We start from the raw sequence: 21,496 nt of genomic DNA on the forward strand, positions 1-21,496 counted from the left end.
AGCAGGGCTCCCGCTGTGATCCCGGGCACGCTGAGAGTGCGCCGATTGGCTCGCGGACCCTGCCGCGGGGACAATGGGGAGGTGAGTGTCCGCAGCATCGACGAAGCGGGGAGCAGGTCGACGACCGTCGCACCGGCAGCCGCAGTCAAGGGAGTATCCATGTCCGACCAGTCCGGAGTCGTCCTTCCCGGGTCCCGGGAAGAGATGCGTCTGCTGCGGAAGAACTCGAACTGGGTGAATATGACCGTGGCGATCGCCGCCTGCATGGCCCTCGTCGCCGGTGTCCTGCTGCTGGCCCCGCAGCCGGAGGTCAGTCCCGAACGGGTCGTCGACTACAAGGCGATCGCCGAGGCGTCGCAGGCCAACACCGACTTCGACCTCATCGTCCCTGACGTCCCCTCCGGGTGGACGTCGAATGAGGCGAACCTCGATCCGATCAAGGGGTCGGATTCCTCGTCGTGGTACCTCTCGTTCCTCGGACCCGACGATCAGTGGGTGAGCCTCGAGCAGGCGCAGACCTCGGCGAAGTGGGCCGAGGGCAAGGTCGAAGGTGCCACGGCGGCCGAGACGGCTCAGGTCGGGGGACAGTCGTTCCAGATCTATCGTTCCGACGATGCCAAGGAGTACTGGGTGACGTCGAAGGGCGACATGTTCGTCGTCCTCAAGGCCATCGCCTCACCCGACACCATCAACTCCTTCGCCGACCAGGTCGCCGCCCAGCTCAAGTGAGCGCGGCGTCGCTGAAGGCAGCGGCGCACCCAGTTCACGAAGTGCTCAGTCGTCCTCGACTGACTCTTCACGTGCTTTGTCGAGTCGTTCGCGGGCACCGTCGAGCCACGCTTGGCAGCGGTCGGCGAGTGCCTCTCCGCGTTCCCACAGCCGCAGCGACTCCTCGAGGGGAAGGTTCCCGGCTTCGAGGCGCTTGACGGTGGTGACGAGCTCTTCACGGGCCTGTTCGTAGCTGAGCGTGCCGATGTCGGCTTCGTCCTGCTGGGTGACGGGTTCGGTCATGGTCAGCTCCTTGCTTCTTCGGTGGGATTCTCGGTCTTCGTCACCTCGGCGTCGAACCGTCCGTGGGCGACCCGGACGTGGACTGGGGAGCCGACGTGGACTTCGGAGACATTGCGGACGGCGACGCCATCCTCGGTCTGCACGACCGCGTAGCCGCGTTCGAGCGTGCGCAGCGGTGAGAGCGACCGGGCTTGGGAGCGCAGGTGGGTGATCTCGTTCGCACCGTGGTTGAGCAGACCAGTCATCGCCTGCAGGCTGCGACGGCGCAGCATGAGGAGTTCGTCTTCGCGCGCATCGACCATGGTCTGCGGCTCGGCGAGCACCGGCCGGGAGCGCACGGCGGTGAGCATCTCCTGCTCACGGTCGATGATGCGGTTGACGGCGGCGTCGAGGAGGGCACGCGCATTGAGGATGCCCATCGCCTCCTCGGCGACATCGGGGACGATCCGCTTCGCCGCATCGGTCGGTGTCGAGGCACGCAGGTCAGCGACCTCATCGAGGATGGGCCGGTCGGCTTCGTGGCCGATCGCCGAGACGACGGGGGTCGAGGCGTTGGCGACCGCGCGCACGAGCGCTTCGTTGGAGAAGGGGAGGAGGTCCTCCATGCTGCCGCCGCCGCGGGCGATGACGATGACGTCGATGTTCGGGTCGGCATCGAGTTCGGCGAGGTTCTTCATCACGCCAGGCACCGCGTCGGGTCCTTGGACTGCGGTGTTGCGGATCTCGAATTCGGCGGCGGGCCAGCGGACGTGGACGTTGCGCACGACGTCCTTCTGCGCATCGGAGTCGCGGCCGGTGATCAGCCCGATCCGGTTGGGCAGGAACGGCAGCCGCTTCTTCCGGTTGGGGTCGAAGAGGCCTTCAGCGGCGAGCTGCTTCTTCAGCCTCTCGAGCCGGGCGAGGAGTTCGCCGAGGCCGACGGCGCGGATGTCGTTGGCCCGCATCGTCAGCCGCCCGGTCTTCGTCCAGAAGTCGGCTTTGACGTTGGCGACGACGTGGCTTCCCTCCGTCAGCTGGGCGCCGGTGCGGTCGAGGACGTTCTTCCAGATCTGGACGGGCAGGGACATCTCGACGTCGGTGTCGCGCAGGGTGAGGTAACTGGCCTTGCCGCGGTGGTTGAGTTCGACGACCTGGCCCTCGATCCACACGCTCGACATGCGGTCGATGTAGGACTTCATCTTGTTCGAGAGCAGGCTCAGCGGCCACGGGTTGTCCGCGGTGGTCTCGGCAGCGGTGGCCGGCAGCTCCTGCGGGTCGACGGACTCGCCGAGCGTTCCGGGGGTGCCGGATATGCGTTGTGCCATGTCATCTCCTTGTCCCGGCCCAGCCTAGCGAACGGTGCGGACACGGCGGGGCAGGACGCGGCGGGCGGCGCGTGCGGTGGGCTGCTCGGTGTGGAATGGTTCACCTTTGTGGCTGACGTTCAGCCTCGAGACCTAGAATGGCACCGTGACTGCCGTATCTGTTCCCATGCCCACGATCCCGCGCAAGCGCGTCGCCCCGGAGGACATCCGGACGCCGGAAGGCAGCGACCAGAAAGTGCTCCTCGCCGCTCCGCGCGGGTACTGCGCCGGAGTCGACCGCGCCGTGATCGCCGTCGAGCGGGCGCTCGAGCACTACGGTGCTCCCGTCTATGTGCGCAAGGAGATCGTCCACAACCGGCATGTCGTCGAAACGCTCTCCGAGCGCGGTGCCGTGTTCGTCAACGAGACCGACGAGGTGCCGCAGGGCGCACGCGTCGTGTTCTCCGCCCACGGCGTGTCCCCGGCAGTCCACGCCGAGGCGGCCGCCCGTGATCTCTCCACGATCGATGCGACGTGCCCGCTGGTGACGAAGGTCCACCGTGAGGCTGTGCGCTTCGCCCGCGACGGTTACCGCATCCTCCTCGTCGGCCATGCCGGGCATGAGGAGGTCGAGGGCACAATGGGTGAGGCTCCCGAGCACATCACCCTCATCGAGAACCCTGAGGAAGCGAAGACCGTCGAGGTCGAGGACACCGAGCGGCTCGTGTGGATCTCGCAGACGACGCTGAGCGTCGACGAGACCATGGCGACGGTCGACATCCTCCGTCAGCGGTTCCCGCATCTGCAGGATCCGCCCAGCGATGACATCTGCTATGCGACTCAGAACCGCCAGGTGGCGGTGAAGAAGATCGCGCCGCAGGCCGATCTTGTCCTCGTCGTCGGTTCGGCGAACTCCTCGAACTCGGTCCGTCTCGTCGAGGTCGCCCTCGAACACGGTGCGAAGGCCGCCCATCGCATCGACTTCGCCCGTGAGGTTGACGAGACGTGGTTCAACGATGTCGCCACGGTCGGTGTGACCTCGGGTGCGAGCGTGCCCGACGGGCTCGTCCAGGATCTGCTCGGCCTGCTGGCCGACTACGGTTTCGCCTCGGTCGAGGAAGTCGTCACCGCGGAGGAGGATCTCATGTTCTCCCTGCCGCGTGAACTCCGCAAGGATCTCAAGGCCGCGGGCAAGAAGACCTCGAACAAGCGCGATGGCGCTGACCGTCAGCACGACATCATCTGAGCACCCCCGATCGTTCGGCGCCGGTGCGCCCGATCACTGCGTGCCGGTACGCCTTGTCATCCGGTGCGTGTGCGCGAGGTCATTGTGTGCCGGTACGCGGCCTCCTCAGCTCGGTCGCATCATCGCCGAAGCGCGGCCGTGAGAGTTCAGCGGCGCTGATCCCTCGACTGTGCGCATCGAGTTCGGCCACCGTGTCGAGTTCGTCGACGACGATTCCCGTCGACGGGAACTTCCGCGCAGTGACGAGGAATCGCGACTCGAACGACGAGACGAACCGGTTGTAGTCCTCCACCGAGCGGTCGAGGCTCGACCCCATCTTCGACACATGGGACACAAGGGTGCCGACGCGCTCGTAGAGTTCTGTCCCGAGCCGGAGGACGTCCGCCGCCGAGGTGCTCATATCGGCCTGACGCCAGTTGAGGGCGACGGTCTTGAGCAGCACGAGCAGTGTCGCGGGGGAGGCGAGGACGACGTTCTTGCCCAGGGCGTGGTCGATCATCTTCGGGTACGTTGCCGCAGCGGCGGAGAGCAGCCCGTCGGTGGGGACGAAGCAGACGACGAAGTCCGGTGCCGTGTCGAAGGCCTTCCAGTACTCCTTCGATGCGAGGGAGTCGACGTGGCGCAGCAGGGCCCGCGCATGGTTGCCGTCGATCTCGGTGTCCTCGTCCATCCGGGCTGAGAGCGGGGTCTTCGCGTCGATGACGATCGTGCCGCCGCCGGGCAGGTGGACGATCATGTCGGGTCGGTGCCGCTGTCCATCCTTGTCGGCGCTGACCTGGGTGTCGAAGTCGACGTGGGGGAGGAGGCCTGCGTATTCGACGATGCGGCGCAGCTGCACTTCTCCCCAGTCTCCGCGTTTCGTCGTCGAGTTCAGGGCGTTCGCCAGTGATCCCGTCGATTCCTGCAGGCGGAGGTTCTGCTGGCTTAAGTGGGAGATCTGGGCGTTGAGGCGGGTGATCTGTTCGAGCTGCGCCCGGTCCTGGGTCTGCACGCTCTCATGGAGGTGTTTGACGCTCGCGGCGAGCGGACCGATGGCGGCAGTGAGCTCCCCGGCCATCTGCGCGTCGGCTTCGAGATCCTCGGTGCGGTCGGTGAGGATCTTCGAGGTCGTCTCAGCGCGGGTCAGGCGTTCGACGTATCGGGAGCGGGTGATGGCGCGACCGAGGAGGAAGCCGAGGACGGCTGCGAGGACGATCGCCAGGAAGAAGGCGGCGATGACGCCGGCGGCGGGGAATGCGTTCATGGTCTCAGCGTGACAGAGGGCACTGACACGAGGATTCGGGGACCGCCTCGGCGCCGGGATAGACTTGGCTACCGTGGCACTGACAATCGGAATCGTGGGACTGCCCAATGTCGGCAAGTCGACCATGTTTAATGCACTGACCAAGAACCAGGTTCTCGCGGCGAACTACCCGTTCGCGACGATCGAGCCGAATGTGGGCGTCGTGCCCCTGCCGGATGCGCGGCTGACTCGGCTGGCGGAGATCTACTCCTCGGAGCGGATTCTCAACGCCACCGTCGACTTCGTCGACATCGCCGGCATCGTCCGCGGTGCTTCGGAAGGTGAGGGTCTGGGCAACCAGTTCCTCGCGAACATCCGTGAAGCCGATGCGATCTGCCAGGTCATCCGTGGTTTCGTCGATGAGGATGTCGTCCATGTCGACGGCAAGATCAGTCCCGCCGATGACATCGACACGATCAACACCGAGCTCATCCTCGCCGACCTGCAGACGCTGGAGAAGGCGCGGCCGCGCATCGAGAAGGACGTCAAGGGCAAGCGGGCACCCGCCGAGCTGCTCACCGCGATGGACGCCGCCACGGAGATCCTCGAGGGCGGCCGGACGCTCTACCAGGCGATGCAGGCGGATAAGTTCGACGTCTCGGCGCTGCGCGAGCTGCAGCTGATGACGACGAAGCCGTTCCTCTACGTCTTCAACGTCGATGACGAGGTGCTCGGCGATGAGGCGAAGAAGGACGAGATGCGTGCGCTCGTCGCACCCGTCGAGGCGATCTTCCTCGATGCGAAGTTCGAAGCAGAGCTTGCCGAGCTCGACGAGGATGAGGCACGGGAGATGCTCGAATCCACCGGCCAGGAGGAAAGCGGTCTCGACCAGCTCGCCCGGGTCGGCTTCGACACGCTGGGCCTGCAGACCTACCTGACCGCGGGACCGAAGGAAGCGCGGGCGTGGACGATCCCGAAGGGCGCCACCGCCCCCGAGGCGGCCGGAGTCATCCACACCGACTTCCAGAAGGGCTTCATCAAGGCCGAGGTCGTGTCCTTCGACGACCTCGACGCGAACGGGTCGATGGCTGCCGCGAAGTCCGCCGGCAAGGTCCGGATGGAAGGCAAGGACTACGTCATGGTCGACGGGGACGTCGTGGAGTTCAGGACAGGACTTCCGTCTCCGAGCAAGAAGTAGACCGTCATGGTGAATGAGCGAGTTGCCAGAGGCTCGGTTAGGCACGGTGCTACTCGTTCGACGACTACGACGTCGTTGATGAGCCCGTTGCCGCGGCGATATCGAAGGCATCGAGGGCGAACAGGAGGCCAACTGCAGGTTGGTTGAGCTCGCCAGCCTTGTGCGCTGAACGCGATCCGCTTGATTGCCAGGTCGTGACATCGTCGACGTCATACACGCTAGTGGACTGAAAGAAGAAAAACGGATGAGTCAACTTGGGGCATTTATCTGGGGCACCGCCGATGTGTTGCGAGGTCCGTACAAGGCCAGCCAGTACGGCAACGTCGTCCTGCCCATGACGATCCTGCGCCGTCTCGACTGCGTTCTCGCAGAACACCAAGCAATCATCGGACCGTTGGTGGAGCGCTTCGGGAACAATCCTGAACTGCTGTCCGCGCAGGTCCGGCGCGCTACCGGCCTGCCCTTCTACAACACCAGTCCCTGGACACTGAAGTCCCTGCTCGGGGATTCGAAAGGGCTCGAAGCAAACCTGAAACAGTACGTCAATGGGTTCTCCGACAACATGGACGTCTTCGAGCGTTTCAAGCTTGCCGACGAGATCAGCACGATGGCCGAAAAGAACATTCTGTACATCGTTGTGGAACGCTTCGCCAACATCGACTTGCACCCCAAGACGGTCACCAACGCCGAGATGGGTGACCTCTACGAATACCTCATCCGCACCTTCAACGAATCCTCCAACGAGGCGCCCGGCGAGCACTTCACCCCACGTGATGCCATCCGCCTCCTTGTGGACCTTGTCTTCGAAGGTGACGACGAGGCGCTGAGCACTCCGGGCACTATCCGGTCGATCTATGACCCTACGGTCGGCACAGGTGGGATGCTCTCCATCGCAGAAGAGCACCTGATCGGCGGCTCCGACAAGCCCGGACTGAACCCGCAAGCGCAACTGCGACTCTATGGACAGGAGTGGAACGACCACTCCTACGCCGTGTGCAAGTCCGACCTGCTCATCAAGGGGTACGACTCCAGCAATATCCAGCTCGGCGACACCCTCGCCGACGACAAGTTGGCTGGCCAGACGTTTGACTACTGCATGTCGAACCCACCGTACGGCGACGACTGGAAAGCCAGCCAATCCGCCGTCATGGACGACCTTAAAGAGCTCGGCAACGCATCCCGCTTCTACGCTGGCGGTGACAAGCCTAAGCAGAACGTGCCCGCCGTCAGCGACGGACAGATGCTGTTTCTCCAACACGTAGTGAGCAAGCTGCGCCCCAAGATCAAGGGTGGTGGCCGTGGCGGCATCGTCATGAACGGCTCCCCTCTGTTCAACGGAGGCGCAGAGTCCGGCCCGTCAAATATCCGCAAGTGGCTCCTCGAGCACGACCTCATCGACGCGATCGTGGCGCTGCCGACTGACATGTTCTACAACACCGGTATCGCCACCTACATCTGGATTGTGGATAACAACAAGCCCGAAGAGCGCCAAGGCAAAGTGCAGCTGATCGACGGCACCGAGTTCTATGCCAAAATGCGCAAGAAGCTCGGCGACAAGGGCCGTGAACTCACCGAAGGCAACCGCGCCACGATCGTGCGACTCTACGCCGACTATGCCGAGACCGAGCACTGCAAGATCGTCCCGATCGAAGAGTTCGCCTACTGGAGCATCACCGTGGAACGCCCTCAACGCGGCGACGACGGCGGGGTCATCACGAACGCCCGAGGCAAGAAGCAGCCCGACGCGAGCCTGCGCGACACCGAACGGGTCCCGTTCACCTATAACGGCAATACCCACGCGGATGAGGGTCGCAAGGACACCATCAAGGCCTACTTCGATACCGAGGTCAAACCCTATGTACCCGACGTCTGGGTGGATGAGAAGAAAACCAAGATAGGTTACGAGATCCCCTTCACCCGCTACTTCTACCGCTACCAGCCACCACGCCCGCTTGAGGAGATTGATAAAGAGCTCCACCAGGTCACCCGCGAGATTCTTGAGCTACTGAACGAGGTGACGGAGTGATGTTGAAGTTCCGAGGGGAACCCCTCCCAGCTTGGTTTGGAACTCCATCAGCCGACGCCGAGCTAGAGATCCTTCCGGTGGGGTACCTGTTTGAAAAGTTCCGGGAAATCCCAGGTGCAGGAGATGCTGACGCATACCAACGCCTGTCGTTAACCATGAACGGTGTGCTTCCCAGATCGCGAGGGGCGAATGACGGCCTGCAGCCGGAATCATTTGATTCCTACCAGCTGCTGAAGCCGGGTCAACTTGTGTTCAAACTCATTGACCTCCAGAACGTCTCTACGAGCCGTGTCGGCCTGTCCGACGACGAAGGACTCGTAAGTCCCGCATACATCGTAGTTCAACCTTCCGAGAAGGTTCTTCCACGTTACGCATACTGGTATTTCATGGACCTCTACTTTCGGCGAGTCTTCAATAACCTCGGTGAGGACGGAGTCAGAGCATCCCTCGGATGGGAGGGGCTGAAAGAGCTTCCATTCCCGCTTTTGCCGTTCGAGAAGCAACACCAGATTGTTCGGTTCCTTGATGTGGAGACGGTGAAGATCGACCACCTCATAACCAAACAACGCGAACTCCTGGGCCTGCTCCACCTTCGGAATGAGGCTCGCTGGCATGCTGCCTTCACCGGCTTTACTTCCGTGAAGACGCGCCCGTTGAAGCGGTTGCTTGTGAAAATGGACCGACCAGTGGTTGCGGGGGCTGGCGTCGTTACTGCGTTTCGTGATGGTGAGGTGACGCTGCGCTCGAACCGTCGTGAAGAAGGGTTCACGTTCTCCGAGACTGAGGCCGGGTATCAAGGGATTGCAGCGGGCGACCTCGTGTTCCACGGCCTCGATGGCTTCGCCGGTGCTGTCGGCGTCTCCGATAGCGATGGGCAGTCCACGCCCGTCTATCACGTATGTCGACTCCGTGACGAGGATGATGATCTCCGCTTCATCGCCTACTCACTTCGTTACCTTGGGCATAGCGGATTTTTGTCTACTCAGGCACCCAGCGTCCGTCAACGAGCAGTGGACTTCCGAAATTGGCAGACCTTCGGGCAGGTCCCACTTTCGCTACCAGCCGGGAGAGAACAGCAAGGGATTGTTGCGGAACTTGATGCAAGCGCAGCAGCGCTCGCTGATGCCAAGGTCACCATCGAGCGGGCAATTGGACTTTTACAGGAGCGGCGTTCGGCGTTGATTACAGCTGCGGTGACGGGGCAGATCGAGGCTTAGGGAGAAGATCATGGGTGTTCAGCACGAGAAGAGTTTCGAGACGGAGATCTGCGAGCACCTCGCGGCACACGGTTGGCTGTACGAGGAGGGGTTCGCTGGATACGACCAAGAGCGGGCTCTGATCCCGGAGGATGTGTTTGCTTGGCTGCAGGCGACGCAGCCTGAGCAGTGGGCGCGCGTCGTGCCGGACACCGAATCCCAAGTGGAGACTGAGCTCGCTAAGCGGCTACTGCTCGAGCGACTGGTGAAGGAACTGGATCAGCCCCTCGAACATGGAGGCGGTCTGCTTGCGGTGCTGCGTGGAGGATTTAGGAGGACTCCAGCGAAGTTCTCGATGTGCGCGTTCAAGCCCGCGACCTCAATGAACCCCAGGGCTCAAGAACACTACGAGGCGAACCGACTCCGCGTGGTCCGGCAGGTGCACCACTCTGCGAAGCGCCCACAGGACTCCATCGACTTGGTGTTTTTCGTCAACGGTCTGCCGATTGCAACGGCTGAGTTGAAGACGGACAACACGCAGTCGATTGATGATGCGGTGCGTCAGTACCGCAGGGATCGCCCGCCTAAGGGTGAGCCGCTGTTGAAGTTCGGCGCCCGTGCGCTGGTTCATTTTGCGGTCTCCACGGACGAGATTCATATGACCACGAAACTCGATGGTGCGAACACCGTGTTCCTGCCGTTCAACCTCGGTAACAACGGGGGTGCGGGAAATCCGGTCAATCCTGAGGGTGCTGCGACGTCGTATCTGTGGGAGCGGGTGCTGCAGCGTGACAACTGGCTGCAAATCCTGGAACGTTTCGTCAACCTGCAGATCACCGAGAAGGTCGATCCGATTACCGGCGCTCGCTCGCGTAGCCAGCAGATGATCTTCCCGCGCTTCCACCAGTGGGAGGCGGTCACCAGCCTGCTGGACATCACGCAGGCTGAGGGTCCCGGTAAGAAGTATCTGATCCAACACTCGGCAGGCTCAGGGAAGACGAACTCGATTGCGTGGCTCGCGCACGGTCTCGCGAATCTGCACAACAGCGATAACTCGAAGACGTTCGATTCGGTCATCGTTGTCACCGACCGGACCGTGCTTGACGATCAGTTGCAGAAAGCCATCAAGTCGATTGAGGACATCAAGGGCGTTGTGGGAACGGTCAACGCTGACGAGGTCCGTAAGGCATCGGCTTCCTCGAAATCGGCGCTTCTTGCTCAGGAGCTCAGTAGCGGCAAGCTCATCATCATCGTTACGTTGCAGACGTTCCCGTTCGTTTTGGAGGCCCTCGCAGAGCAGGGTGGGCTCGCGGATCGGAAGTTCGCGGTGATCGCGGACGAGGCCCACTCCTCACAGACGGGTACGAGCGCCCAGAAACTGCGCCAAGTCCTCTCGCAGGCCGAGGTCGAGGCGCTCGAGGATGGCGGCGAGGTGAGCGTCGAGGACGTGCTCGCTGCCGAGATGGCTGCCCGCGCTACGGCACAGAACATCTCGTTCTATGCGTTTACCGCGACTCCGAAGGGCAAGACGCTGGAGATGTTCGGACGCCCCGGTGCGGACGGGAAACCGGCACCGTTCCACGTGTACACGATGCAGCAGGCGATCGAGGAGGGCTTCATCCTAGACGTGCTGCGTAATTACACCACCTACAAGACCGCCTTCCAGCTCGCTCGCAAGACCGGCGACGCTGCGGACGGGGATGACCTGGTGGATGAGGGCGCCGCGAAGAAGGGTCTGATGCGGTGGGTGAGCCTGCACCCGACGAATATCGCCCAGAAGGTGCAGATCATCGTCGAGCACTTCCGCGAGAATGTCGCGCACCTGCTCTACGGTCACGCGAAGGCCATGGTGGTGACCTCGAGCCGTGCTGCCGCGCTAAAGTACAAAATGGCGATCGACGCCTACATCGACAAGCACGACTACGAGCTCGGCACTCTGGTGGCGTTCTCCGGCAGCCTGACCTCGGAGCAGATCGAGGACACCATGCCGGGCGTGCAGGAGCCCTACACCGAAGCGAACACGAACCCCGACCTGCGCGGGCGTGGCATCCCGCAGGCATTCGCCGGGGACCAGTTCCGGGTGTTGATCGTGGCGAACAAGTACCAGACCGGGTTCGACCAGCCGCTGCTATGCGCGATGTACGTGGACAAGCGCCTCGATGGAATCGAAGCAGTCCAAACCCTCTCACGCCTGAACCGCACCCTGCCCGCCCGAGGTAAGGACACCACGTTCATTCTCGACTTCGTCAACGACGCCGACACGATCCTCGAAGCGTTCCTGCCGTACTACCGGACTGCTGAGATCGTAGAGACTACCGACCCTGATCTCGTACATGACCTCGCACGAAAGATCGAGACCGTCGGGATTTACACCAGCGACGACGTGGACGAATTCGCGCGAGCGTTCATCATCGACAAGGATCACGGGAAGCACACCGCACCGCTGAAGCGGGCAGCCGACAGGTTCAACGACCGCTACGTCGCAGCAGTGATCGACAAAGCCAAGGCTGAAGTCGACGAGCTCGACTTGTTTCGCAAAGACGTCGGCTCGTTCGTGCGGCTCTACGACTTCCTGTCGCAGATCGTTGATTACCAGGACACCGACCTGGAGAAGCTCGCGCTGTTCCTCCGCCTCCTGCGGCCCCGCCTCACGGGTCGCAAGACCCCAGAGGAGCTGGACTTCAACAACATCGAGCTAACCCACATCAAACAGACCCGAAAGAGTGAAGGAGCTATTCCGCTCGTCGGCGATGGAGAGAAGCTCAATCCGATGGGCGTTGGCGGCGGACGTTCACGCGACCCGCACATGGTGGCGTGGCAAGAGATCCTCGGCAACATCAACTCACTGTTCGAGGATGAGGACTTCGACCCCGGCTCAGTGGAGTCGTGGGTGCAGGGCGTAGTCACGATCCTCGTACAGAACGAAGCGATTAAGGATCAGGTCAACGCCAACTCTAAGGAGCAGTTCCGCGAGTCCCAGACGATGGAAACGGCTGTCACCAACGCGGTGCTCGATCACCAGGACACCCAGAACACCATCTTGGAGAAGTTCTTTGAGAGCCCTCACCGCAGAGGACAGGTTGTTAAGGAGATCTCAGACCTTGTCTACTGGGAACTCCTGCATCAGACGGAAAAGAGGCTGCGACGCGACGACAGCGCAGAGCCAGCTGCCGATAATTCGTGATCTCTACTACGCAGCGGAGTGGCGCGATGCTTCGAGCAGATGTAAGAGCGAGACATCTTCGCGTCTGAATGGGGCTTACGTCTAGTTGTATCCTCGACTCATGACCGAGCCATCCATCGCACCCCGCCACGCAGCCATCTACCTTCGCATCAGCCAGGACCGCGAGATGGACGGACTCGCCATCGACCGCCAGCGCGAGGACTGCGAGAACCTCGCCCAGTTCCGGCGCTGGGACGTCATCGAGACCTACGTGGACCAGTCGAAGAGTGCCACCGACCGAACCGCGATCCGTCCGGATTACGACCGCATGGTTGCGGACTACCTGCTCGGACGTTTCGACGCGATCATCTGCTACGACCTCGATAGGCTCACCAGGCAGCCCCGGCAGTTGGAGGACTGGATCGACGCTGCCGAGCTGCGCGGACTCGCCCTCGTCACGGCCAACGGTGATGCCGACCTCTCCACCGACGGTGGACGTATGTATGCACGCATCAAGGCCGCCGTGGCGCGCGCGGAGATGGAGCGCAAGAGCGCCCGCCAGTCCGCCGCCCAGCGTCAGCGCGCCATGCAGGGGCGTGCTCCGAAGGGCATGCGCCCACTCGGCTACGCCGTAGACGGCGAGGTGATTCCCCACGAGGCAGAGGCCGTGAGGGCGATCTACGACCTGTTCACCAGGATCGAGCACCCCGAGTCGCTGCGTTCGCTCGCGCGGGCGCTCGGCGGCTCCGAGAAGATTGATGGCCTTTCGCCTCTTCCCAAGCACACGCACACCGTGAGTGTCGAGCGCGCCGCCGCCCGCGAGCAGCAGGGCCTCGAACCTCGACCGATCGTTGAGGATGGTCCGTGGTCTCCCTCGACCGTGCTGGGCATCCTGCGGAACCCGCGCTACGCGGCCCTCAGCACGTACACGCCGAAGTTCGCCCAGGCGGACGGGAAGCGCCGCCGGATGTGGAAGGCACAGATCCTCCGCGACGACGCCGGTGAGCCGATCCGGGGGCAGTGGGAGCAGATCGTCGACGACGAGACGTGGTGGAAGGCTCAGCAAGTCCTCGACGATACGGAGCGAGTGACGAACACATCCGGCTCGACTAAGCGCAAGCACCTTGGCAGCGGGCTCTACCGGTGCGGATACGCCGACGAGGAGACCGGCGAGGTGTGCGGGAGGAAAGTGACCGGAGCACCGCGCGGCTACAAGTGCGCAGGGCACATCGTCCGCTCGGGCGCGGCCATCGACGATTTCGTCATGACGGTCATCGCCAAGCGTCTGGCGCGCAAGGACGCGAGGGTCATGGTCGAGACTCCGGACGGCGGGCCGCACGCGGCAGGCATCGACTCGGCGATCAGTGACCAGCGGGCGCGCATTCTGCGCGCTGAGGCCGACTACGACGCCGAGATCATCGAGGCCCGCGACCTCAAGCGCGTACGGGACGCCGCAGAAGCGCGGATCCAGGAGCTGGAAGCCGAAAAGCTCATGCAAGGCCGCGCAGGCGCGCTGTCGCCGATCCTGGGCGTCGATGACCCTGCCTCCGCATTCCGGGAAGCGTCACTTGACCTCCGGCGTCAGACCATCGACGCACTCGCCACGATCACGCTTCTCCCGCAGCCGCGCGGGCGCAAGGGGTTCAGGACCGAGTCCGTCGTCGTCAACTGGAGGTAGACCACCTGGTTGGGTAGCCACGCGGAGCGTGGCCGGGAGACCTCTTGAGAGCGGCGACGTGGCGTAAGCGCGTCGATTCACCGAGCACGACTGCCTGTCGCGCCCGCCGCTCTCCTCAACCACGGAGGAGACCCGCAATGACCGCCCGAACGACCACCGACACCACGCCCCGCGCCTGGATCGGCTGTCTCGCCTGCTACAACAACGCTCGTCTCGTCGGCGAATGGTTCGCTGCCGAGACCGCCGACGAAGTCACCCTTGCTGACGTCCACAGCGGCGCTCACCGCGTGCGCCCTGGATGCGAGGAGCTGTGGGTCATGGACCACGAGAACATCCCCGCCCCGGGCGAGATGAGTCCGTCGGAGGCCGCCGAGTGGGCGCGCGTCCTCCTCGCGGTCCCCGAGCATCAGCGCGATGCTCTGCGCGCCTGGACGGCCTCCGGCAGTTATGTCGCAGAAGGCACCGGAGACCTGCCGTCTGTTCCCGACTTCGAAGAGCGCTTCTGCGGAACCTGGGGCAGCTTCCGGGACTACGCCGAGACCCTCGCCGAGGAGATCGGCCTCATCCCGCAGGACGCCCCGGAACAGCTTCTGCGTTACTTCAACTGGGATGCCTGGACACGCGACCTCGAACACGACTACACGGTTGTCCGAGCCGACGCGATCTCCGTGTACGTCTTCGGGGACCTGTGAAGGGAACGATCATGAGTGCTGAGTCCAACGCCTACAGCCACGCCGAGTCGTTTCGCTGGTGGGTCGGCAACCCCGAGATGAGCGGTGAGGAGGCTCACCTCCATGACCTCCTCGCCCTGCACAAGACAACCGTGGAGCTGATCCGCCAGCAGCGGGACCTTCTCGGGTACCACGACACCGATGCCGAATTGTTCGGCGATGACCCAGACGTCGACTGAGTTCAGAGTGCCCCGTAGCTTCGGCTACGGGGCACTCCCTTTCCGTTGGTTACCAGCAGCGGTAGCTCTCGTACAGCTTCTTTCCGAGCCACCAGAGCAGCCAGGCGAACAGAGCGCATCCGCCGAGGGCGGCGAGGGCAATGAGTGCCTTCGCCCACCAGGCACTCGCGGTGGCGAACGAGTCCCAGGCCCATCCGAGCAGCGGTCCGAGGCCGAGCATCTGCGTGATCCCGCCAACCATCCCCGAGAGCATGATGAACGCGACGGTGAACGGGACCAGGGCAAGGCACATACGACCGACCGTCGCCCAGGTGACCCTCGCCGAGAGTCGCTCGACTCGCCGCTCGGCCCGCCCGACGGCGCTGACCACTTCGTGGGCGCGGCCGGTAAGCTCGGCGAGCTTCTCGGAGCTGAGCCTGACCACCCGCTCTTCGAGCCCCTCGACGGTCTTCTCGACCCTCTGGACGGGAACCTCGACGGCCTCTGCAAGTCGGTCATCGAGTACCTTCACAGCGTGCTCGGTGAGCTTGCCCGTGTCGATACGGACGTGGCCGCGCTTACGGACGGCCTCGGCGAGGTCAGCCGAGGCTGAAGTCGTCGTCTTCAGCTCCTCGCTGATCTTCTGTGTCATCGTGTATGCGGCCAGGTCCGCCCTGGTGACCGAGGACCCGTCGGGCAGCTTCACGACCTCGCTGCTGCTCAGCTGCTGCGCGACGGCGCTCAGCGTCTTCTCGATCTCGTTCAGCCGCTTCTTCGTCTCGGCGTCGAGCGGCAGAGTGGAGGGCAGCTCGAGCTGCCGCGAGGTCGACAGGCGATCCAGCCGCGTCATCTGCTCCTCGTCCATCACCTTCACGTACTCGGTCAGGTCGGCGACGGTGTTCGTCAGCTTCGCGATCTGCTGCATGTTGGCGTCGTGCTGTGAGATCAAGTTCTCCAGGAGCTCCGTAGTCTTCTGCTGCTCGTCGGCCTGCTTGATCCTGTCCAGCGCTCCCATGAGCCTGTCCCTTCTGTGCGTGATAGTCGAAGATCTCTTGAGCACCTCCGGCTGTGAATTCGGGTGTCAGCGCCGAGGCCTTCTTCCGTCCGAGCTTCCCGTTGTCATCCCGGCGCATCTTGTAACTCCAACCGTCGCGGTTCGTCACCGCGAGCTTGACCCCGCGCTCGGCGAGGACGTGCTCGAACGCCTCGCGATTCGTTGAGCGCGAGTCGGTCAGTGCGTCATAGATCTTGTCCCCGAGGGCCTGCTCGAATCCGCCCGGCGCGAAGTCCTCGCGCCGCAGCTCCCAGTCGGGCTTCGGTTCCGCGGGATCGGGGAGCACCCGCAGGCCCTCGTCTGCCATCAGCTCGTCGTTCAGCTGGCGCAGTCCGTGCTTCCACGATGTGTACCGCTGGAGGCTCTTACCGGTGAGGTTGTCGTGGTTGATGACGAGGATGTGCGCGTGCCCATGGCCTCCGGCAGAGTCAGCGTGCACCGCGACAATGTAGTCAGCGCTGTGCATGCGTTCGGCGAGTTCAACGGCCACGTCCCGGATGCGCTCAAGGTCGGCTTGGGAGGTTACGTCGAACTCGTCGGGGTGGAACGCCAGCACATAGCTCTGAAGCTGGTTCGTCCGACCATGAGCAGCAGCGTGCGCCTCGGCACACGCTATGAACTCCGACGGGGTCGTCCCGCCGTCGACCATGGACATCGCATACGCGGCTGCACGCGTCGATCCGACCTTGATGAGCTCCTTTCGCACCTCAGGGTCACGCCCGTAGAGGATGTACCCAACGGCTCCTGCAGCGTTGGTCGAGGGACGGACGTTCACGGTGCTCATGTCCGTGTCCGATCGCCGAGCGAGGCGCGCACCTCGTCCACCGCAACCATCACCGCGTGAAGGAGACTGTCATCGACGACAGCACCCTTGCGGAGCGCCTGGTTCAGGTTCACACCAACTCGACGCAGCTGCTCTACTGCCGGAGCAAGAGACGTAGGCGCAGTCACCTTCACTCCCGCGTTGTTCTCCAGCTGATCGACCTTCGAGGACCTAGAGTCCAGCGCGTCGAGCATGACGGCACGAGCCCATGCGCTCGGCTTGACGCTGAGCACGTGGGCACGGCGGCGGATCGCATCGCGATCAGCCACCGTCAGCCGGACGTCGAGAGAGACCTCCCGACGACGGCTGTTCCGAGGCTCCACCGGAGCCTCGGCCGACCCTGCCCTCTGCGCAGCACCACGACCGGTGTTCACCTGGGGGTCGTGGTGCTGCTCCGCTGCCAGGGCCGGGTCTTCCGCACACCCCTCCGCACGAGCCCGACCAGCGCTGCTTGGGGAGTCGGGCTCGCTCTCCGGGGCGTACGGAAGACGGCCAGCAGGGTTTTTGTCGGACATTTCGCTGACGCTCATGTCCTCCAAGAACCGCTGGCCCTCGTCCTCGGTCGCTGCGCTCCCTGCGGGCGAGGGGGTCCCGGGACACTGACGCAAGTCCCGGATCGGAGTCGTCAGCCGTTCCACTGTGCCGCCTCCTCATGCTCGGGATCGACCGTCTGCGAGGCAGTTCCGTCGTTCACCGATCCCGAAGACGATGCCGCCTTCTTCGCACGCCTCGACCTCTTCGCCTTCTCTGCCTCCAAGGCATCGGCCGCCTCCTCGGAGAGCCGGTCGTAGAGGTCGGGGCTCTGGTCGCGCAGCAGATCGATGACCTTCTCGTCGATGCGGCGCTGCTCGGCAGCGACGGCACGCTTGAGCTTGGTGATGCGCTCGGACGCACGGCGGCGCTCCTGCTCGATCAGCGCGTCGAGATTGGTCGTGGTCTTGTTGCTCATGGTCAGTGCCTTTCGGTTCAGTGACCTTCCGGTCGCAAGTTGTTGATGCACTTCTTGATCGACCAGTTGTCGATCGACCCGTCCTCCCGAAAGACGAGAAAGTTCCTCGTGCCCCACTCAGGGATGAGGGCGACGGTGATCCAGAAGACGCCAGCGCCGTGCTTGCGGTCGGCCTCTGGATGGTGGGCGAGGAGGTCACGGGCGAACGACTCATCGGAACCGCGCAGGACCTCCCCGAGCCCCGCTCGGTTCAGCACGGCACTGGCGTGGTTGGCGACTTTCTGCTTGGTGGCGAAGGCAAGTCCTCCGAGGCTGTAGCTCATCGTCACCACCTCACGAAGCGCCAGCAGAAGCCGACTCGTCAAAGGGGTCGATCGCCTGCATCCACTTGACGTAGGGGCGGATCGCCTCCAGGTCGATGTCGATCTGGCGCTCGGCCTTCGACCGGGCGTGCGACCAGAACCGCTCCTTCACGCGAGGCAGCCCGAATGCCTCGAACGCATCGAGCCTGTCTGCCAGAGGCTGTCCCGGATGGAGCCAAGGGATGTCGATGATCTCCTGGCGGAAGGCGATCACGATGCCTTTGGCGATGTGCTCCAGCTGCTCTGCATGGGCGATCGAACCGTCCTCATCGAGCAGAGCGTCGAGCCGCGCAAAGTAGTCCTTCCACTGCTCGACAGTCCGCCGAACGGGGGAGCGAATCCACACGGGTTCGCCGAGGCCGTCGTCCCACTCCTTGAGGCCCTGGTCGACCGAACGCCCCAACGTGGCCTGCTCGGGAGAATCCCAGGGCACGGTGTGCACATGGGCGACCTCATGCTGGACGCCGTCGATGTCGATGACGTCGACCGACATCCCATCGGGGACGGGGCGGCGCTTTCGGTCGAACTCGATGGTCTGCTCCTTGTGGACCACGCGCGGCGCGAAGTCCAGCCGGTTGTCGATGCGGGTCAGTTCCTGCACCGAGGGAAAGACCTTCATCGTCACCGGGAGTGCGCCCTCACGACTCGCCATGAGCTCGTACATGAGCTCGCGGTCGGCCTGGCTGTCCTGCTCGATGCCGTCTGGAAGCTTGTAGCCACCGTGTGCCAGGACGCCGGCAGGCTGTCGGCTGAAGTTCGCCCGGGTAGTGATGTTGAGCAGGTCGGTCTGCTGGTGCTTGCGCTCCCACATCCCCTGCGAACCGGTCAGCGCGAGCCGGGACTCACGCCAGATCGGACCGAGCCCGAAAAGGTCGAGGCTGTCGACCACGTCCAGATCGGCATCCGTGATGAATCCGTCCGTAGTGCAGGACGGCGTGCTGTAGCCCAGGTTGTGAAGCTGGTTCAGCGTCGCAAGCAGAACCGCGCGCACGAGGCCGGTAGTCATGGACGCGTGCCAGGGTGAGGTGATCGCGGACCCGCCGACCGCATCACGTTCCTGCGCCCAGGCATCCCAGCCCCGCTGGCCCATAACTCCCTGCGCCAGCTTGCCGTAGGGAGAGTTCGCCATCAGCTTCAGGACGTTCTGCTCGAACGACTTCGCACCGAACTCCGCCTTGGCCCGCGCACGGTCATCGAGGAGCTGCTTGTACGCACCCCGGAGAAGCCGAGAGGGCTCACCATGCTCATCGGTGAGGACCCGTCCGAAGTGGCCGATCTGACAGGTCACAGTCGCGCCAAGCGTGAGGGCGAGCCAGACCTCGGGACCGGTTGCCCAGACCCCACGAGCACCACCGCTTGTGAGCGGATAGACCATCGATCCCTCGACCGGAACCGGCAACGAAGGGAACGCGACCGTGCTCGGGAACTCGAAGCTCACGAACCCGAGGAACGGCGTGAGTGGGCTCTTGAAGTCGGACAGCGTGAGGTCGGCGTTGTTCACCGTCTTCAGAATCACGCCATCGGGATGCTGGTAGTCGACATCCCAAATCGTCGAACTGGACGTGGGGTAGCAGGACTGAAGATCGAAGTCACTGGTCACGCGCGCGAACAGCCCAAGCTCGGCAGACATGTTGTACCCGCCTCTAAAGCTCATCGCCGCAGCATGGATCCACGTCGCCGCAGCACCGTCGATCGGCTCCAGCGCCCGGACGCGGTAGAAGTCGAGCTGCTGCTCGTCTACACCGGCAGCACCCTCGCGGGTCTTCGTCACCTTGTGGAGTCCGCCGAAGACGGTATTGAAGTCGCGCCCCTCGCCCAGCTCGTCCTGGATAAGGCCCTTCACCGCCTTCGCCGCAGCAGTGGGCAAGGTCAACGGGACAGCACGGTGATCGCCGTATAGCTGGCTCACGTATTCCAGAGCGATCACGGCATCATTCGCCGCGTAGTCGAGGAACTCCGCAGGATGCACGTCGAAGTATTCGTCCATCCGGGTGATCCAGTCACTAGGAACATCCAGCTTCGGCGCTCCGATCGCCGCACCGAGTGCCTTGAGCGGCTCAGCACCGCTCTGCGCCATCGTGTCGCGGATCGAGACTTCCACCGGCAGCTTCCACCGCCAGTTCTCGCCGGAAAGCACCATGCGGGCGGGCTTGGTCGACACCATGCCCGCGCTGGCCGAGATCACCGTGCGGAGAATGTCCGGGGCGCGACCGTCCAGCCACCGGGCACGTCGACCGTCCCAACCCGCACGATCAGACAGCGTCTTCGACCGACCGGGATACGCCTGGTTCCAGACGTTGATCGCCTTCCGGCGGTCGACGAAAGTAGTCAGGTCGGCGTGCTGGTAGTGCGCGACCAAAGTGATCGGCAACGCCCTGGGCGTCCCCTCGGGACTGTGCTTGAACCACACCGAGGGGTGGGACTTGCCGTCGTCACCGATGGCAGACTGCGCCGAGACGCCCTTGTCAGTCCACCCAACTGCGAGCCTGTGCTCATGAAGACCCAGGCTCATGATTGCGATCTCAAGGCCCTTCTCGAAGGACAGTCGCGCCGTACGAGAGCCGCGCGGCCCCCTGTAGCTCCGGGGGATGACCACGCAGAGCCGGAGCTGGGAATCATCGAGAGGGTCAATCGCGGCGAACTGATAGGACACAATCTTCCGCACCATGTGCTCGTCCTCGCCGACCCATACGCGGTCGGCATCCATCAGATCGACAGTCACGAACTCGGTGTCGAAGCCGATGACGATGGAATCCTGATCCGTGGACATCGCGGCCACCGAGGGGTACTGCCCGAAGCCGGCAGCGCCGCGCGCTCCGCGTGCTATTGAACGAGTCAGGACCTCGAACTCGGCCGGGTGCTTCCGCGACGTCGCCGAGTCCGCCACCACTGTCCGAGACCAGCCCGCCGCATCGACCGGGTCGCGAGCATCGGCGGCGGCGGCGTCATGGGGCTGCTCCCCATACGGCGGTGCCGCCATTGCCGTTCTACCAGGGGTTTCAGTGGTGTCGCGCGTGAAGAAGAGGTCTTTCGTGCACGCGAGCCCGGCGCTCATGCCGCACCGCCGAAGATCGCGCTGAGGCGGCGGACCTGGGCGTCGCTCAGCGGGGGAGCGGAGCTGGCGAGACGTTCTGCGGCGGCCTCGACCTCCTCGAAGGTGGGCTGGCGCTTCGGGACCGCGAGGGCATTAAGGTCAGACCGCAGAACCTTGATGCGGCCTCCAACCTTGACCGCAGGAAGCTTGCCCTGGGCGATGTATCGCCGAAGGGTCTGATACGCGCCGAAGCCAAGTTCGACGGCATCGGTGAGGTTGAGGTAGTGGGTGAGGTCGGACGAGGGAGGCGGGGAGTACCCCATGACAACTCCAGACAGCTTGAACTGTCCGGAGACGGGGGA

Annotated in this window: 18 protein-coding genes and 1 pseudogene; 9 read left to right on the plus strand and 10 right to left on the minus strand. The window is 63.7% G+C overall.

All coding sequences use genetic code 11. The annotated features are described in order from the left end of the window. Positions 1 to 159 precede the first annotated feature (159 nt). Complete coding sequence (locus AAHA49_RS01170; RefSeq protein WP_342036903.1) at positions 160 to 729, plus strand: DUF4245 domain-containing protein; 570 nt, start codon at positions 160 to 162, stop codon at positions 727 to 729. 45 nt (positions 730 to 774) lie between these two features. Here the strand turns inward: AAHA49_RS01170 and AAHA49_RS01175 are convergent, their stop codons facing one another. Next, a complete protein-coding gene (locus AAHA49_RS01175) occupies positions 775 to 1,011 on the minus strand; it encodes an exodeoxyribonuclease VII small subunit (protein WP_342036904.1) in 237 nt (78 codons plus the stop codon). Between the two features lie 2 nt (positions 1,012 to 1,013). Next, a complete protein-coding gene (gene xseA, locus AAHA49_RS01180; protein WP_009374897.1) occupies positions 1,014 to 2,315 on the minus strand; it encodes an exodeoxyribonuclease VII large subunit in 1,302 nt (433 codons plus the stop codon). A gap of 166 nt (positions 2,316 to 2,481) precedes the next feature. Between xseA and AAHA49_RS01185 the strand changes: the two genes are divergently transcribed. Further along, positions 2,482 to 3,540 carry a 4-hydroxy-3-methylbut-2-enyl diphosphate reductase gene (locus AAHA49_RS01185; protein WP_009374898.1) on the plus strand — a complete coding sequence of 353 codons (1,059 nt, stop codon included), beginning with the start codon at positions 2,482 to 2,484 and terminating at the stop codon, positions 3,538 to 3,540. Between the two features lie 79 nt (positions 3,541 to 3,619). Here the strand turns inward: AAHA49_RS01185 and AAHA49_RS01190 are convergent, their stop codons facing one another. After that, positions 3,620 to 4,783, minus strand: coding sequence for a DNA recombination protein RmuC (locus AAHA49_RS01190; RefSeq protein WP_193338762.1), 1,164 nt, complete (start codon positions 4,781 to 4,783; stop codon positions 3,620 to 3,622). Between the two features lie 73 nt (positions 4,784 to 4,856). Between AAHA49_RS01190 and ychF the strand changes: the two genes are divergently transcribed. From ychF to AAHA49_RS01225, 7 genes are all read left to right on the plus strand, one after another. After that, positions 4,857 to 5,960 carry a redox-regulated ATPase YchF gene (gene ychF / locus AAHA49_RS01195; protein ID WP_342036905.1) on the plus strand — a complete coding sequence of 368 codons (1,104 nt, stop codon included), beginning with the start codon at positions 4,857 to 4,859 and terminating at the stop codon, positions 5,958 to 5,960. 244 nt (positions 5,961 to 6,204) lie between these two features. After that, entirely contained in the window at positions 6,205 to 7,986 is a 1,782-nt protein-coding gene (locus tag AAHA49_RS01200; RefSeq protein WP_197931737.1) for a type I restriction-modification system subunit M, read from the plus strand. Then, entirely contained in the window at positions 7,983 to 9,203 is a 1,221-nt protein-coding gene (locus tag AAHA49_RS01205; RefSeq protein WP_197931738.1) for a restriction endonuclease subunit S domain-containing protein, read from the plus strand. The genes AAHA49_RS01200 and AAHA49_RS01205 overlap by 4 nt, the downstream gene beginning before the upstream one ends. Before the next feature lie 10 nt (positions 9,204 to 9,213). Next, positions 9,214 to 12,366 (plus strand): type I restriction endonuclease subunit R, encoded by a 3,153-nt coding sequence (locus AAHA49_RS01210; RefSeq protein ID WP_197931739.1) that lies wholly within the window; start codon positions 9,214 to 9,216, stop codon positions 12,364 to 12,366. 100 nt (positions 12,367 to 12,466) lie between these two features. Then, complete coding sequence (locus AAHA49_RS01215; RefSeq protein ID WP_197931740.1) at positions 12,467 to 14,023, plus strand: recombinase family protein; 1,557 nt, start codon at positions 12,467 to 12,469, stop codon at positions 14,021 to 14,023. 137 nt (positions 14,024 to 14,160) lie between these two features. Beyond that, entirely contained in the window at positions 14,161 to 14,715 is a 555-nt protein-coding gene (locus tag AAHA49_RS01220) for an antirestriction protein ArdA (RefSeq protein WP_197931741.1), read from the plus strand. An 11-nt stretch (positions 14,716 to 14,726) separates the two neighbouring features. Beyond that, positions 14,727 to 14,933 (plus strand): hypothetical protein, encoded by a 207-nt coding sequence (locus AAHA49_RS01225; RefSeq protein ID WP_232254073.1) that lies wholly within the window; start codon positions 14,727 to 14,729, stop codon positions 14,931 to 14,933. Between the two features lie 49 nt (positions 14,934 to 14,982). On the opposite strand, the gene AAHA49_RS01230 is transcribed toward AAHA49_RS01225, so the two are convergent. The 7 genes and pseudogenes from AAHA49_RS01230 to AAHA49_RS01255 all read right to left on the minus strand — a co-directional run bounded on the left by AAHA49_RS01230 (position 14,983) and on the right by AAHA49_RS01255 (position 21,457). Beyond that, the gene (locus tag AAHA49_RS01230; protein WP_197931743.1) at positions 14,983 to 15,927 is read right to left on the minus strand and encodes a hypothetical protein; all 945 of its coding nucleotides are present in this window, start codon (positions 15,925 to 15,927) and stop codon (positions 14,983 to 14,985) included. A gap of 340 nt (positions 15,928 to 16,267) precedes the next feature. Further along, positions 16,268 to 16,750, minus strand: a pseudogene (locus AAHA49_RS17825) (relaxase/mobilization nuclease domain-containing protein); the annotation flags it as partial. Then, positions 16,747 to 17,319, minus strand: a complete 573-nt coding sequence (locus tag AAHA49_RS01235) for a plasmid mobilization protein (RefSeq protein WP_197931744.1) — start codon at positions 17,317 to 17,319, stop codon at positions 16,747 to 16,749. The pseudogene AAHA49_RS17825 and the gene AAHA49_RS01235, both read right to left, overlap by 4 nt. Before the next feature lie 95 nt (positions 17,320 to 17,414). Further along, positions 17,415 to 17,738 carry a hypothetical protein gene (locus tag AAHA49_RS01240; protein ID WP_125106242.1) on the minus strand — a complete coding sequence of 108 codons (324 nt, stop codon included), beginning with the start codon at positions 17,736 to 17,738 and terminating at the stop codon, positions 17,415 to 17,417. A 17-nt stretch (positions 17,739 to 17,755) separates the two neighbouring features. Then, positions 17,756 to 18,061 (minus strand): DCL family protein, encoded by a 306-nt coding sequence (locus AAHA49_RS01245; RefSeq protein WP_094394865.1) that lies wholly within the window; start codon positions 18,059 to 18,061, stop codon positions 17,756 to 17,758. 10 nt (positions 18,062 to 18,071) lie between these two features. Then, a complete protein-coding gene (locus tag AAHA49_RS01250) occupies positions 18,072 to 21,155 on the minus strand; it encodes a DNA-directed DNA polymerase (RefSeq protein WP_259801002.1) in 3,084 nt (1,027 codons plus the stop codon). After that, positions 21,152 to 21,457, minus strand: a complete 306-nt coding sequence (locus AAHA49_RS01255; protein ID WP_009374917.1) for a helix-turn-helix domain-containing protein — start codon at positions 21,455 to 21,457, stop codon at positions 21,152 to 21,154. Before AAHA49_RS01255 ends, AAHA49_RS01250 begins: the two co-directional genes overlap by 4 nt. Positions 21,458 to 21,496 lie beyond the last annotated feature (39 nt).

Source organism: Brevibacterium ammoniilyticum (genome assembly GCF_038429965.1).
In the GTDB taxonomy this organism is placed as follows: domain Bacteria; phylum Actinomycetota; class Actinomycetes; order Actinomycetales; family Brevibacteriaceae; genus Brevibacterium; species Brevibacterium ammoniilyticum.